This window comes from Streptomyces sp. N50 (genome assembly GCF_033335955.1).
Lineage (GTDB): Bacteria > Actinomycetota > Actinomycetes > Streptomycetales > Streptomycetaceae > Streptomyces.
In genome coordinates this window covers 1,154,375-1,168,518 of sequence record NZ_CP137549.1, presented here as the reverse complement: position 1 = coordinate 1,168,518, position 14,144 = coordinate 1,154,375, and the positions used below count along the sequence as shown (strand labels likewise).

Genomic DNA, 14,144 nt, shown 5'->3' with positions numbered 1-14,144 from the left:
CAGCAGTGAACGACGGCGACGGAGCCCTCGCGGCACAGGCCCAGGGGCGGAAGTTCGGCCCGCTCGGCACGGCCTTGGTGATCATCCCGACCTACAACGAGGCGGAGAACATCAAGTCCATCGTCCGTCGGGTGCGGCAGTCGGTCCCCGAGGCTCATGTCCTCGTGGCGGACGACAACAGCCCCGACGGCACCGGCAAGCTGGCCGACGAGCTGGCGGCCGAGGACGAACAGGTCCAGGTGCTGCACCGCAAGGGCAAGGAAGGCCTCGGCGCCGCCTACCTGGCGGGCTTCCACTGGGGCATGGACAACGGCTACGGCGTCCTCATCGAGATGGACGCCGACGGCTCCCACCAGCCCGAGGAGCTGCCCCGGCTGCTCACCGCGCTCAAGGGCGCGGACCTGGTGCTCGGCTCCCGCTGGGTACCCGGCGGCCGGGTGGTGAACTGGCCGAAGTCCCGCGAGTTCATCTCGCGCGGCGGCAGCCTCTACTCGCGCGTGGCGCTCGACCTGCCGCTGCGCGACATCACCGGCGGCTACCGCGCCTTCCGCCGCGAGACCCTCGAAGGCCTCGGCCTGGACGACGTGGCCTCCCAGGGCTACTGCTTCCAGGTCGACCTGGCCCGCCGCGCCGTTCGGGCCGGCTACCACGTCGTCGAGGTCCCCATCACCTTCGTGGAGCGCGAACTCGGCGACTCCAAGATGAGCCGCGACATCCTCGTCGAGGCCCTGTGGCGGGTCACCACCTGGGGCGTGGGCGAGCGCGTCGGCAAGCTCCGCGGCCGCGCGAACCCCGGGAGAAAGCCTTCACAGCCGTAGCCCCGCGACTTCACAGGCCTCGTTGATCGTCCGCTTATCCCGCACTGAGCCGGGCCCAGGCACACTGGACGTATGACGACTGGCGCACCCACCCCTTCCTCCGCCGCCCGGCCTCCGCGTTCCCGGCTGCGTACGTTCCTGCCGTTGGGCATCGCCGTGTGGCTGGTGCTGGAGATCTGGCTGCTGACGGTGGTCGCGGGCGCGTCGAGCGGCCTTACGGTCTTCCTGCTGCTGCTCGCCGGGTTCGTGCTCGGGGCCGTGGTGATCAAGCGGGCGGGCCGCCGGGCCTTCCAGAACCTGAGCCAGGCCGTGCAGCAGGGCACCGCCCCGGCCAGTGGCGGTGGCAGCGGCCTGATGATGCTGGGCGGCCTGCTGCTGATGATCCCCGGGCTGATCTCGGACGCCCTGGGCCTGCTCCTGCTGATCCCGCCGGTCCAGAAGGCGCTGGCGCGCTACGCGGAGCGCGTGGTCGAGCGGAAGCTCGGCAGGGCCACCCCCGGCACCCTTGGAGACGCCTTCCAGCAGGCCCGTATGCACCGCCCGGACGGCAAGGTCGTCCAGGGCGAGGTCATCCGGGACGAGCCCGGCAGCGAGACCCCGCAGGGCCCGCGTCCGCCGCTCACCCGCTGACCCGGTCGCGGACAGGCAAAAGCGCGGGCGCCGTACAGATTCGTACGGCGCCCGCGCTTACTTGCTTCGTGCTTGTGCGGTAGAACCGCTCCGCACCTCCAGGACTAGGCCGACTTGCGGCTGTCCCTCGGGTGAACCGCGATGTTCATCGCGCCGGAACGGAGAACGGCAAGACGCTCCTCGAGGACCTCTTCGAGTTCCTCGCGGGTGCGCCGCTCCATCAGCATGTCCCAGTGGGTACGCGCGGGCTTGGCCTTCTTTTCCTCAGGGCCGTCGCCGTCGACCAGGAGTGCCTGGGCCCCGCAGACCTTGCACTCCCACTCCGGCGGGATCTCCGCCTCGACCGAGAAGGGCATCTCAAAGCGATGTCCCTTCTCGCATGCGTACTCCACGGCCTGGCGGGGTGCCAGGTCGATACCGCGGTCCGTCTCGTAGCTGGTCACCACGAGGCGCGTGCCGCGAAGAGCTCGCTCACTCATGAATCGTGCCTCCCGGGCTTGTCGCCCACAGGACAGGTGTCGCTGTCGTCGTCATCCGGTCAACGTCCGGTCGGCGGTAAAGATTCCCGTACGGGGTCATGCGTCGCCGTCGTAGCCGCCCCTTGTTGTACCCACCAGCGCCCGGTTTGTCACATCTACTAGCAGATGTCACCTAGCGATTCGTCATCTTTGACGCGCAGTAACGGTACGCCAGGCAGGCCAAACGCGTACACTACCGCCCTTTCGCCTCCAGCGCTAAATCCTCTCGGGAAGAGGATTGCCCGCGTCGCTGATCGCCCGCGCCACGGGAACCCGCGCGAGCAGCACGAATCCCACCACGAAGAAGACCACCAGGGAGATGATCGCGTCCCGATAACTTCCGGTCAGCTGGTAGGTCACCCCGAACAGAAGGGGTCCCAGCCAGCTCATGCCCCGATCGCTCATCTCGTACGCCGAGAAGTACTCGGCCTCTTTCCCGGGCGGCACCAGATGGGAGAACAGGGACCGGGACAGCGCCTGGCTGCCGCCCAGGACCAGGCCGATCCCGGCGGCCAGCACGAAGAACCAGACGGGCGCGCCGGCGGGCAGGAAGTACCCGGCGGCCAGCGTCACCGTCCACGCGATCAGGGAGCCGAGAATCGTCCGCTTGGCCCCGTACGTCCGGGCGAGTCGCCCCATGCCGAGCGCGCCCGCCACCGCGAGCACCTGGACCATCAGGACGGCCGTGATGAGCGTGGACTGACTCAGGCCCAGCTCCTCGGATCCGTACACGGACGCCTGGGAGATCACCGTCTGAATGCCGTCGTTGTAGATCAGATAGGCGAACAGGAAGGACAGCGTGAGCGGTTTGCCGCGCATGTCCCGGACGGTCGCCGCGAGCTGCCGCCAGCCCTGCACCGTCGGCGCCTCGGACGGCGCACGGCCGCGGTCGCGCAGCCGTTTCAGCGGTACGAGGGTGAAGGCGCCCCACCAGATGCCCGCCGAGGCGAGACAGATGCGGACGGCCATCGACTCGGAGAGGCCGAAGGAGTCGTGGGCGGTGAACAGGATCAGGTTCAGGACGAGGACCAGGGAGCCCGCCGCGTAGCCGAAGGCCCAGCCCCGGGAGGAGACCGCGTCGCGCTCCTCCGGAGGGGCGATCTGCGGAAGGTAGGAGTTGTAGACGACCATCGAGACGGCCACCGAGGAGTTGGCGACGATCAGCAGGAAGCCGCCGAGCAGATACCGGTCGCCGTCCAGGAAGAACAGGCCCGTGGTGGCGGCCGCGCCCACATAGGCGGCGAGTGCCAGGAGGGGCTTCTTGCGGCCTGTGCGGTCGGCCGCGGCGCCCGCCAGGGGCATGACCAGGATCGACACGATGACCGACGCGGAGACGCTGTAGGCGAAGAAGGAGCCCGCCCGGACCGGTATCCCCAGGGGATGCACGAAGCCGTCCGGGTCCGCGGCGGACTTCGCGACCGAGGTCAGATACGGGCCCAGGAACACGGTGAGCACACTCGTCGAGTAGACGGAGCAGGCCCAGTCGTAGAAGTACCAGCCGCGCTGTTCGCGCCGCCGTTCGGCGGCCTCGTCGGCCGGCTGTGACCGCAGGGTGTCGGTACCCACCCGTGCCCTCGCTTCCCCGTGAACGCGTCGCCCCGGGGGGCTCAGGCCCAGACGCCCCGCTCCACCATGACCTCGCGCAGTGTGTCGATGTGATCGGTCATGATGCCATCGACTCCCAGGTCCAGGAGCCGGTGCATGCGATCGGCCTCGTTGATGGTCCACACGTGGACCTGCACTCCACGCGCGTGTGCGGCCTGCACGAAGCGCCGGTCAACCACAGGGACGCCCGACTGCTCCTCGGGCACCTGTGCGGCGACCGCCGAGCGGCGCACCGGGAGCGGCGCTCCCCAGGACCGCAGCCGCAGATTCAGCACCCCGCGCGTGCCGAACGACGTGGCCAGGCGCGGCCCTGCCAGGTGCTGGGCGCGGACCACGCGCTTCTCGGAGAAGGAGCCGACGAGGACGCGGTTCCAGGAGTCGGTGCGCTCCAGGAGGTCCAGGAGGGGGCGGAGTGCCGGCTCCGCCTTGATGTCGACGTTCCAGCGCACCTCGGGGAAGGTCTCCAGCAGCTCCTCGAAGAGGGGCACCGGTTCCTTGCCTGCCACGCGCGCGTGGCTCACGTCCGACCAGAACAGGTCCGCGATCCGCCCGGCGCCGTCGGTGACCCGGTCCAGGGTCTCGTCGTGGAAGGCGACGAGCTTTCCGTCCGCCGTGGCGTGGACGTCGGTCTCGATGTACCGGTAGCCCAGCTCCACCGCGCGGCGGAACTGGAACACGGTGTTCTCCAGGCCGTCCGCCGCCCCGCCCCGGTGGGCGAAGGGGATCGGGCCGGGGTGGTCGAGGTACGGATGACGTATGAGCGTGGTCACCGGGGCAGTATGGCCCGTTCCGGTGACCCGGTGGCTACGACCGTGCTGCCGCCGGATGCCGGCGGGGCGGCGAACACGCGCAGGAACAGCTGGGCCAGCGGGCCGATCGCCAGGGCGTACAGCAGGGTGCCGATGCCGACGGTGCCGCCGAGCGCGAAACCAGTGGCCACGACCGCGAGCTCGATCGCCGTCCGGATCAGCCGGATCGACCGGCCCGTGAGCCGGTGCAGCCCGGTCATCAGTCCGTCGCGCGGACCCGGTCCGAAGCGCGCGGAGATGTAGAGGCCGGTGGCGGCCCCGTTGAGGACGATGCCCGCCAGCAGCAGCGGAATACGTACGGCCAGGCCGTGCGCGTCGGGCACCAGCGCGAGGGTGCCGTCCATGGCCAGGCCGACCACGAACACGTTGGAGACCGTGCCCAGGCCCGGGCGCTGGCGCAGCGGGATCCACAGGAGCAGCACCGCCGCGCCCACGATGATCGAGACGACGCCGATCGTCAGGCCGGTGAGTTCGGCGAGGCCCTGATGCAGCACGTTCCAGGGCTCCAGGCCCAGGCCCGAGACCACCAGGAGCGCCGAGCTGGCGCCGTAGAGCGCGAGTCCGACGTAGAGCTGGGCCAACCGTCGGCCGAGACGGTTCCGCGTGGACAAAGAAGGCTCCCTGGTGGTCGTAGTGGCCTGACGCATGACACTCTGTGGCTTGAGAACGAATGGCATCCATGGCCAATTCCGGGAAGGTGGACTGGTTTCCATGGCGCAGTGGACCTCGGCGATGGGCGCCGCGCAGCTGGCCCGGCTGCTCAACTCCCAGCAGGACCGGCCGGCGGGGCCTGGCACCCGCCGACCGCCCGCCTATCGCGCCCTCGCGGACGGCATCAGGCTGCTCGTGCTGGAGGGGCGCGTCCCGGTGGCCGCGCGGCTGCCCGCCGAGCGGGAGTTGGCGCTCGCGCTGTCCGTCAGCCGCACCACCGTCGCCGCCGCCTACGAGGCGCTGCGCACCGAGGGATTCCTGGAGTCCCGGCGCGGGGCCGGGAGTTGGACCGCCGTACCGGCCGGAAACCCGCTCCCCGCGCGCGGGCTGGAGCCGTTGCCCCCGGAGGCGCTCGGTTCGGTGATCGACCTCGGGTGTGCCTCGCTGCCCGCGCCCGAGCCGTGGCTCACGCGGGCCGTGCAGGGGGCCCTGGAGGAGCTGCCGCCGTACGCCCACACGCACGGGGACTACCCGGCCGGGCTGCCCGCGCTGCGCGCGATGATCGCCGAGCGGTACACCCTGCGCGGGATCCCGACCATGCCCGAGCAGATCATGGTGACGACCGGCGCGATGGGCGCCATCGACGCCATCTGCCACCTCTTCGCGGGGCGCGGCGAGCGGGTCGCCGTCGAGTCGCCCTCCTACGCCAACATCCTTCAGCTGATGCGCGAGGCGGGCGCGCGGCTGGTCCCCGTGGCGATGGCCGACGGGCTCTCCGGCTGGGACATGGACCGCTGGCGGCAGGTGCTGCGCGACGCCGCGCCCCGGCTCGCGTACGTCGTCGCCGACTTCCACAACCCGACCGGCGCCCTCGCCGGCGACGACCAGCGGCGCCAACTCGTGGACGCGGCCCGCTCGGCAGGCACTGTGCTCGTCGCCGACGAGACGATGACCGAGCTGTGGCTGGACGACGACGTCGACATGCCGCGCCCCGTCTGCGGCTTCGACCCGGCGGGCTCGACGGTGATCACGGTCGGCTCCGCCAGCAAGGCCTTCTGGGCGGGCATGCGCATCGGCTGGGTCCGCGCGGCCCCCGACATCATCCGCAGCCTGGTCGCCGCCCGCGCCTACGCCGACCTCGGCACCCCCGTGCTGGAACAGCTCGCCGTCAACTGGCTGTTCAGCACCGGCGGTTGGGAACAGGCCGTGGACATCCGGCGCTCTCAGGCCCGCGAGAACCGGGACGCGCTGGTGGCGGCGGTACGACGGGAGCTGCCCGACTGGGAGTTCGAGGTGCCCAAGGGCGGGCTCACGCTCTGGGTGCGCACCGGCGGACTGTCGGGCTCACGGCTCGCCGAGATGGGGGAGCGGGTGGGCCTGCGGGTTCCGTCCGGGCCGCGCTTCGGTGTCGACGGGGCCTTCGAGGGATATGTGCGGCTGCCGTTCACCGTCGGCGGCGCGGTGGCCGAGGAGGCGGCGGTGCGACTGGCCGCGGCGGCCCGGCTGGTGGAGAACGGGGTCACCGGGGGTGGCGATTCGCCGCGCACGTTCGTGGCGTAGCGAGGTATCCGGGGTGGGTGCGGGCGACTCCCCGCCGCCCGCACCGGAACCGGGCTCCTACGAAGTCTCCGCCACCGCGGCCTCGACCACCGCTTCCGTCGCCACCGTCTCCTCCGCGTCCGCCGGTGTCGTGCGCGGCGGGAGCAGGGCCAGGACCGCCTGGCGGTGGGCGTCGTTCGTCGCGTCGTCGTACGGGTCCGGGGTCGCCGGGACCTGGAGGCGGTGCACCGGGCCGCTGCCGAGGCGGGCGTAGCCGCGGCCCGGGGGCACCTGGGCGATCGGCGTGGTGTGCGCGGGAGCGCCCAGGACCGCCTCCAGCTGGGCGGCGGTGGCGGGGCCGAGGACGACACGCGCGCGTGTCTGCTGTCGTACGGCGTCGCTGAGGGTGTCCGCGCCGTCGAACTGCTCGGCCACCACCACCGTGACGTTGGCCGCGCGGCCGTGTCGGAGGGGGACCTGAAGCAGGGACTGGGGGTCCTTGTAGCCGTCGGCCGTCGCCACGTGGGCGAAGGCACTCGGGCGGTCCAGGATGATCCACAGGGGGCGCCTGGTGTCGTCCGGTGCCGGGTCGCCCGACTGACGGGCGCGGTTGGCCGCGATCAGCCGGCGTTCCGTCTCGTGGGCGGCCCATTCCAGGCTGGCCAGCGCGCCGGCCAGACCGCACTCGACCGCGAGGACGCCGTCCCGGCCGGTGAGGCACGCGTACTCGCCGGTGCCGCCGCCCTCGACGATCAGGACGTCGCCGTACTGGAGTGCCTGGAGGGCGATCGAGCGCAGCAGGGTGGACGTGCCGCTGCCGGGCTGGCCCATGACCAGGAGGTTCGGCTCGGTGGAGCGGATGCCGGTGCGCCAGACGACCGGCGGGACGTCGCGCTGTTCCTCGCCGTGGGTGAGGGGGAGCGTGCGGTGGACCTGGGTCGGGTCGGTGAAGCCCAGGACGGTCTCGCCGGGGGCGGTCACGAAGCGCTGGGCGGCGATGTCGGTGGGGAGCGGGGCGAGGACGCCGATGGTCAGCTGGTTGCCCTCCTCGTCCCACGCGAAGTGGTACTCACGGCCGCGGCCGGACTTCGCGGTGAGCAGCTGCTCGATCCGCGCGCGGGAGTCGGCCTCGCCGTCGGTGAAGTACGCCGGATAGCGGACGACCAGATGGGAGATCCGGCCCGCGCCGTCGAACTCGTAGGCGGGGAAGGCCTTCTCCCAGTCTCCGCCGTGGGCGAACAGGGGAGCCGGGTCCTCGGCGGCCGAGAAGTAGGGCACCAGCGCCTCGTAGAGGGACTGGAGGCGCTGGGTCTGGGACTCGTCGGGCCCTTCGGGCGCCGGCGGGGTGCGGTCCCGGCCCTGCCATGCCGCCGCCGCCATCAGGGTGATGGCGGCGAGCAGCGGGCCGTACGGGACCAGGGCCACGACCAGGATCACCGAGGCCACCAGGAAAAGCAGCGGCCCGCGCTTGTCCTTGGGGGTCTCGGCCCATCTGCGCCGGCCGGCGGATGCCAGCCGGCGCAGACCCTTGGTGATCGTGATCACTGGGTGGAGGACATCGGTGGCGCTGTCGGCCGCCGTCCGGGCCAGCTCCCGGCTCCGGGCGATCTGGGCGGTGCCGTTGCTCAGGATGCGGGGGAGGGGGCGCCGGGCCACTGCTGTCTCCTGAAGGTCCGTACGGGTGGTTGCGTCAGAACTTGATGCCGCCGAGGAGGCTCGCCAGGCTCTCGCCGCCGGCCTTGATGCTCGGCGCGATGGCCGTGCTGGCCATGTAGAAGCCGAAGAGCGCGGCCACAATGGCGTGGGAGGCCTTGAGTCCGTCCTTCTTGAAGAAGAGGAAGACGATGATGCCGAGAAGGACGACGCCTGACATGGACAGGATCATTTGAGCTCTCCTGGTTCGTGGGGACAGTCACCATGAGTTGTTCCAGGATCACAGGATGTATCCATACGATAAAAGGTGCAAGTGGGTGAATTTCGGCGAATTTCCCTCGGATGGCGGAGCGTATTCGGGCCGTCTGAGCAGGGGTTTCACCTGTGTCGGGCCCAGTGGTGATCTTTGCCTCGGAGGGGGCCGGTCATGTGTCTGTGGAGCCAGTACGCTGGCGATTCACCCGTACTAGTGAGAGGCGGTCAGGCCGATGAGTGAAGCCCCCGACCCCGAGGTCGTGGAGTTCGCGACCAAGATCTTCGATCTGGCCCGCCAGGGCGGGACCGAGGCGCTGGTCGCGTACGTGGACGCGGGCGTTCCGGCCAACCTCACCAATGACCGCGGCGACTCCCTGGTGATGCTCGCCGCCTACCACGGGCACGCCGACGCCGTACGGGCCCTGCTGGCGCGCGGCGCCGAGGCCGACCGGATCAACGACCGGGGCCAGACCCCGCTCGCCGGAGCCGTCTTCAAGGGCGAGCAAGAGGTGATCGAGGTCCTCCTTGGAGCCGGTGCCGATCCGGCCGCGGGCACCCCGTCGGCGGTCGACACGGCCCGGATGTTCGCCAAGGCCGAGCTGCTGGAGCTGTTCGGCGCGCACTGACACCCGGTCCGTCGGCAGCGAAGACGGGCCCGCTGACCAGGTACGACAAGGAAAACGGGGGAAAACGGGGGAAGGCAGCACGGCGCCGCCCGAAATTTCGGTCGCGGCATCGAGAACTGCCGGGTCATCATGACGTCGTGATTTACGGACGCGATGGCTGGGCAGGTGTTGCCGCACCGCGCGGGCCGTAGTTGCGGCCCGCATGGGCCACCTACGAGAGGCAGAGGAAAATGGTCTACAGCAAGCAGGAAACGGCGGGCGCCCCGACGTGTTGTCACGCGGCCAGGTAGTGCACGTCCCCCGGTTGCGTCGACGCTTGATGTGAGGCTGTTTCCCATGTTCGATCCGGTCATAGCGCCCAGCGGTACGCTGCTCGGCCTGCTTCAGCGGGGCCGCGGCGACGGCACACTGCACGCGCTCACCGCACCCCGTGCCGAGGCACTCGCGGCACTGAACCACTGTGTGCTGCGCGACCCCCGCCACGACTGGCAGGTGGAGAACCGCTCCCTGTACTACGCCCGTCTGTACCTCGATCTGGGCGGCGACCTGGACGCCGTGGAGGCGCACCTCTTCGACACCGAGGACGTCCTCGACACCGAGGAGTCCCGCACGGGCCTCGCGCTCGCCGTCCTCGGGCACCTCGCCTCCTACGGCAGGCGGGACGCGCTCGTCCTGCTGCGCCGGTACGCGGCCTCCGGGACCAATTGGGCCTGGGCGCTCGACGAACTGGCGCTCAGGGACGACGACGCGGGCCTGCGTGCCCTCGCCGCCCCCGTGCTGGCGCGGTTCCCGGCCGATCCCGAGGGCGAGGCCGAACTGGCCACCGCCGTGCGCGACGCCTTCGAACCCCGGCCCTGGCGGCTGTGGGCCGAGGACCCACGCGAATCGATCGGCACGCGCGTGCGTGCCGCTCAGGAAGCCGGCTGCTTCGACCTCTGGCAACGCCAGATGCGACCTACCGGGCCCCGTCCGGGGTGGAGCGTGCAAGCGGTGTTCGAATGGGCCCAACAAGGCCTCGAACGCGGAGCCGCGCTGCACGTCCCCGCCGCCCGCTGCCTCACCGCCGTCGCGGGCCCCGAGGACCGGCCCGAGATCGTCGAGGCCGCCAAGGACGGCGGCGAGGGCGCCCGCTGCACCGCCCTGCGCTATCTCGCCGACAGCAACGATCCCGAGGCCCTCCCGCTCATCGAACGCGCGGTGGCCACCGGCCCGGCACCCGTCGTGGAAGCCGCCGTGGACGCCTTCGAACGGATGCGGTCCGTCGCCGCCGTGGACCGCGCCCGCGGCTGGGCCCGCCGCCCCGACCCGCTCGGCGCCGCCGCCGGCCGGATGCTCGCCTGCCGGGGCGGAGCCCAGGACAGCGACCTCGTCCTCGGCGCCCTCAGGGAGGCCGTCATGGGCGAAGGACCCGACGCCCCCACCCTGTGGACCCTCGTCGACGGCGCCGGACGCCTCGGCATCGCCTGCGCCGCCCCCGTCCTGCGCCATGTGTACCGCGAGACCGCCTCGTCCCATCTGCGCGGCCGGGCCGCCCGCGCCCTGGCCGCGACCGACCCCTCCTACCCCACCGGCTTCGCCGTCGAGTGCCTCTGGGACTGCGAGGAGACCACCCGCGAGATCGCCGCCCGGCACGCCGAGACCGCCGACGCCCGCGTCGTGGAGCAGCTCCGCAGGCTCGCCGCCGACCCGGCCGAGGAAGCAGAGGTCCAGACGGCCGTACGGAGCCGGATCGGGCCCGACGCCCCCGCAGTGTGAACGTGGGATGACCCGCGGGTCAGACGCGCATGGACGCCGTCTGACCTGCTCGGGTGTGCAGCGCAACGCTCATGGGACGTTCACCGTTCGCATAGATCCACGTTGACGCGGGCACGTCCAGCGCGGCGAGAACACGGGTATGCGTGTCGTCATCGTGACCGAATCCTTTCCCCCCGATGTGAACGGCGTGGCCCACTGCGCGCTCCAGACCGCCCGGCACCTCGTGGATCGCGGTCATCATCCGCTCGTCGTCGCGCCGGCCACCTCGGCCGGTCCCGGGCCCGACGCAGAGTCGCCGTGCCCCGTCATCCGTGTCCCCTCCCTACCGCTCCCCGGCTACCCCCAGGTCCGCGTCGCCCTCCCCAGCCGACGCGTCGCCGCGGCCATCACCGAACACCGCGCCGACATCGTGCACCTGGCCAGCCCCTTCATCCTCGGCGTCCGCGGCATGGCCGCCGCGGCGCGGCTCGGCATCCCCGCCGTCGCCGTCTACCAGACCGACCTCGCCGGATACGCCCGTACGTACGTCGGCGCGGGCGAGGCCACCGCCTGGCGGCGCATCCGCTCCGTGCACGCCGCCGCCGACCGCACCCTCGCGCCCTCCAGCGCGGCTCTGGGCGACCTGGAGGCACATGGAGTGCCCCGGGTCCGCCTCTGGCCCCGCGGCGTCGACACCGAGCGTTTCCGCCCCGAGTACCGGGACGACGCGCTGCGCCGCGAACTCGCCCCGAACGGCGAACTGCTCGTCGGCTACGTCGGCCGGCTCGCCCCCGAGAAGCAGATCGAACTCCTCGCCGGCACCTGCGGCCTCCCGGGCGTCCGTGTCGTGGTCGTCGGCGACGGACCCAGCCGGCCGCACCTCGACGAGGCGCTGCCGGGCGCGGTCTTCCTCGGTCGGCGTACCGGCCATGAGCTCGCCCGTATCTTCGCGTCGTTGGACATATTCGTGCACACCGGACCTTTTGAGACCTTCTGTCAGACCGTCCAGGAAGCCATGGCCAGCGGCGTCCCCGTCGTCGCGCCCGCCGCCGGCGGCCCGCTCGACCTGGTCGCCCACGGCCGCACCGGGTTCCTCTTCCCGCCGCGCGACGAGGCCGCCGTCACGGACGCCGTGCGGACCCTGGCCGCCGATCCCGCTCTGCGCGCCGAGTACGGCACCGCCGCGCGGGCCATGGTCGAGGGCCGCACCTGGGCGGCCGTCGGCGACCAGCTGATCGCGCACTACGGCGACGTCCTCGCCGCCCGCAAGGTGGTGGTCGCGGCATGAACACCGCCGCGCTGCGGATCGTCCGCCTCGCCAACTTCGTGGCCCCCTCCTCCGGGGGGCTGCGCACCGCCCTGCGCGAGCTGGGCAAGGGCTTCAAGGAGGCCGGGCACGACCCGATCCTCATCGTGCCCGGCGAGCGCCACACCGACCGCGAGACCGAGCAGGGCAGGGTCATCACCCTGCCCGGGCCGCTGCTCCCCGGAACCGGCGGCTACCGCGTCCTCGCCGACAAGCGGCGCGTGGCCACCCTCCTGGAACAACTCGCCCCGGACCGCCTGGAGGTCTCCGACCGTACGACCCTGCGCTGGACCGGCAAGTGGGCCAGGCGGGCCCGGATCCCCGCCGTGATGGTGTCCCACGAGACCGCCGACGGGGTCCTGCGCACCTGGGGCCTGTCGGAGAACATGTCCCGGCGCACCGCCGACGCCCTCAACGTCCGTACGGCGCACACCTACGCGCGCGTGGTGTGCACCACGGAGTTCGCCGAGCGGGAGTTCGTCCGCATCGGCGCCCGCAATGTCGTACGCGCTCCGCTGGGCGTCGACCTCGTGGGGCGCAGCCCGGCGCTGCGGGACCCGGTGGTGCGCGCGGAGTACGCGCGCGTGGACCAGGTTCTGCTGGTGACCTGCACCAGGCTCTCCGTGGAGAAGAAGCCCGGCACGGCGCTCGACGCCCTGGAGGCGCTGGTACGGCGCGGGCGGCGGGCGGTCCTCGTGGTCGCCGGGGACGGGCCGCTGCGGGCCCGGCTCGAACAGCGGGCGCGGGAGCGCGGGTTGCCGGTCACCTTCCTCGGACATGTCTCCGACCGGCGGCTGCTCGGCGCGCTCCAGGCCTCCGCCGACGTGTGCCTGGCACCCGGGCCCGCCGAGACCTTCGGGCTCGCCGCGCTGGAGGCCATGGCCTGCGGCACGCCCGTAGTGGCCAGCGCCTCGTCCGCACTCCCCGAGGTGATCGGCTCCGCCGGCGCCACGGCCGCGGACAACGGGCGGGCCTTCGCGGACGCCGTGGACATGCTCCTCGAACGCCCCGAGATGGAGCGTCGCGAGATCGCACGCGCGCGTGCCGAGTGTTTCGGCTGGCACACGGCGGTCGACGCGTTCCTCGCGGCCCACGACGCGGATGTTCCGGTCCGGCGGTTCGTGCCCGGAGGCGTGGCATGAGAACGGTCCGTTTCGTCGCCCTCGGTGACTCGCTCACCGAGGGCGTGGGCGATCCTGTCGGCGAGGCATGGCGCGGCTGGGCCGCCCTGCTCGCCGGCGGGCTGGCCGAACAGCCCGAGGAATCCGTGGAGTTCACGAACCTCGCGGTGAGTGGCGCGCAGACGCGGGACGTGCTGGAACGGCAGACCCCGGCCGGGCTCGCCCTGAACCCGGACATCGTGTCCGTCGTCATAGGCGTCAACGACACCCTGCGCTGCACCTTCGACATCCAGGCCGTGGCCGCCCGCCTCGACGAGGTCTACGCCGCCTTCACGGCGCGGGGCGCGACCCTCCTGACGGCCTGTCTGCCCGACCCGGGCGCGATGCTCGGGCTCCCGGGCGCACTGGCCCGCCCGCTCGCCCGGCGCCAACGGGCCGTCAACACTGTGGTGCACGCCCTCTCCGAGCGCTACGGGGCGGTGCACCTGCACGCGGCCGAGGGCGAGTGGATCATGGGCCGCGAGATCTGGAGCGCGGACCGGCTGCACCCCAGCGAGCTGGGACACCGCCAACTGGCGCTGCGCTTCCACGCGTTGCTCACCGAGGAGGGCGTGGCCTCGGGGGTCGCGCCCTCGCCCGAGCCCGAGTTCCCGGTGCCCACCAGGTCGGCCAGCCTGCTGTGGCTGGCGACCGCGGGCACGGGGTGGGTGGCTCGCCGCTGCACCGACCTGCTGCCGCAGCTCCTGAGGCTGGCCGCCGACGAGATGCGGCACCGCGCGCGGGGCACCAGCGCGCGCCTCGACCTGAGCGCGTCCCACGCCGTGTCGATGGCGCTGGCCTCGCTGTCGGTGCAGCAGGAGCAACCGGACGCCGCCTAGA

14 protein-coding genes are annotated in these 14,144 nt (G+C 72.0%); 8 read left to right on the top strand and 6 right to left on the bottom strand.

From position 1 onward, the window contains the following. Positions 1-5: 5 nt before the first annotated feature. Positions 6-818: a polyprenol monophosphomannose synthase gene (locus tag R2B38_RS04775; RefSeq protein WP_266870020.1), complete on the top strand. Its 813-nt coding sequence runs from the start codon at positions 6-8 to the stop codon at positions 816-818. Between the two features lie 72 nt (positions 819-890). Continuing rightward, a complete protein-coding gene (gene fxsA / locus R2B38_RS04770) occupies positions 891-1,448 on the top strand; it encodes an FxsA family membrane protein (protein ID WP_318015108.1) in 558 nt (185 codons plus the stop codon). Positions 1,449-1,552: 104 nt separating this feature from the next. Here the strand turns inward: fxsA and R2B38_RS04765 are convergent, their stop codons facing one another. The 4 genes from R2B38_RS04765 to R2B38_RS04750 all read right to left on the bottom strand — a co-directional run bounded on the left by R2B38_RS04765 (position 1,553) and on the right by R2B38_RS04750 (position 5,027). After that, a complete protein-coding gene (locus R2B38_RS04765) occupies positions 1,553-1,927 on the bottom strand; it encodes an RNA polymerase-binding protein RbpA (protein ID WP_003977404.1) in 375 nt (124 codons plus the stop codon). 255 nt (positions 1,928-2,182) lie between these two features. Then, positions 2,183-3,532, bottom strand: a complete 1,350-nt coding sequence (locus R2B38_RS04760; RefSeq protein ID WP_318015107.1) for an MFS transporter — start codon at positions 3,530-3,532, stop codon at positions 2,183-2,185. A gap of 41 nt (positions 3,533-3,573) precedes the next feature. Beyond that, positions 3,574-4,341: a glycerophosphodiester phosphodiesterase gene (locus tag R2B38_RS04755; RefSeq protein WP_318015106.1), complete on the bottom strand. Its 768-nt coding sequence runs from the start codon at positions 4,339-4,341 to the stop codon at positions 3,574-3,576. Next, a complete protein-coding gene (locus R2B38_RS04750) occupies positions 4,338-5,027 on the bottom strand; it encodes a hypothetical protein (protein ID WP_318015105.1) in 690 nt (229 codons plus the stop codon). The genes R2B38_RS04755 and R2B38_RS04750 overlap by 4 nt, the downstream gene beginning before the upstream one ends. 64 nt (positions 5,028-5,091) lie before the next feature. On the opposite strand from R2B38_RS04750, the gene R2B38_RS04745 reads away from it, so the two are divergent. Beyond that, positions 5,092-6,591: a PLP-dependent aminotransferase family protein gene (locus tag R2B38_RS04745; RefSeq protein ID WP_318015104.1), complete on the top strand. Its 1,500-nt coding sequence runs from the start codon at positions 5,092-5,094 to the stop codon at positions 6,589-6,591. Positions 6,592-6,648: 57 nt separating this feature from the next. Here the strand turns inward: R2B38_RS04745 and R2B38_RS04740 are convergent, their stop codons facing one another. After that, entirely contained in the window at positions 6,649-8,226 is a 1,578-nt protein-coding gene (locus R2B38_RS04740; RefSeq protein ID WP_318015103.1) for a hypothetical protein, read from the bottom strand. A gap of 34 nt (positions 8,227-8,260) precedes the next feature. After that, positions 8,261-8,455 (bottom strand): hypothetical protein, encoded by a 195-nt coding sequence (locus R2B38_RS04735; RefSeq protein ID WP_019066471.1) that lies wholly within the window; start codon positions 8,453-8,455, stop codon positions 8,261-8,263. A gap of 256 nt (positions 8,456-8,711) precedes the next feature. Between R2B38_RS04735 and R2B38_RS04730 the strand changes: the two genes are divergently transcribed. The 5 genes from R2B38_RS04730 (at position 8,712) to R2B38_RS04710 (ending at position 14,143) form a co-directional block, all read left to right on the top strand. Continuing rightward, positions 8,712-9,104, top strand: a complete 393-nt coding sequence (locus R2B38_RS04730; RefSeq protein WP_318015102.1) for an ankyrin repeat domain-containing protein — start codon at positions 8,712-8,714, stop codon at positions 9,102-9,104. A 336-nt stretch (positions 9,105-9,440) separates the two neighbouring features. Then, positions 9,441-10,859 carry a HEAT repeat domain-containing protein gene (locus R2B38_RS04725; RefSeq protein WP_318015101.1) on the top strand — a complete coding sequence of 473 codons (1,419 nt, stop codon included), beginning with the start codon at positions 9,441-9,443 and terminating at the stop codon, positions 10,857-10,859. Between the two features lie 139 nt (positions 10,860-10,998). Further along, positions 10,999-12,126 (top strand): glycosyltransferase family 4 protein, encoded by a 1,128-nt coding sequence (locus R2B38_RS04720; protein ID WP_318015100.1) that lies wholly within the window; start codon positions 10,999-11,001, stop codon positions 12,124-12,126. Then, complete coding sequence (locus R2B38_RS04715) at positions 12,123-13,286, top strand: glycosyltransferase (RefSeq protein WP_318015099.1); 1,164 nt, start codon at positions 12,123-12,125, stop codon at positions 13,284-13,286. The genes R2B38_RS04720 and R2B38_RS04715 overlap by 4 nt, the downstream gene beginning before the upstream one ends. Then, entirely contained in the window at positions 13,283-14,143 is an 861-nt protein-coding gene (locus tag R2B38_RS04710; protein ID WP_318015098.1) for an SGNH/GDSL hydrolase family protein, read from the top strand. Before R2B38_RS04715 ends, R2B38_RS04710 begins: the two co-directional genes overlap by 4 nt. The last annotated feature ends 1 nt before the right edge of the window (position 14,144 follow it).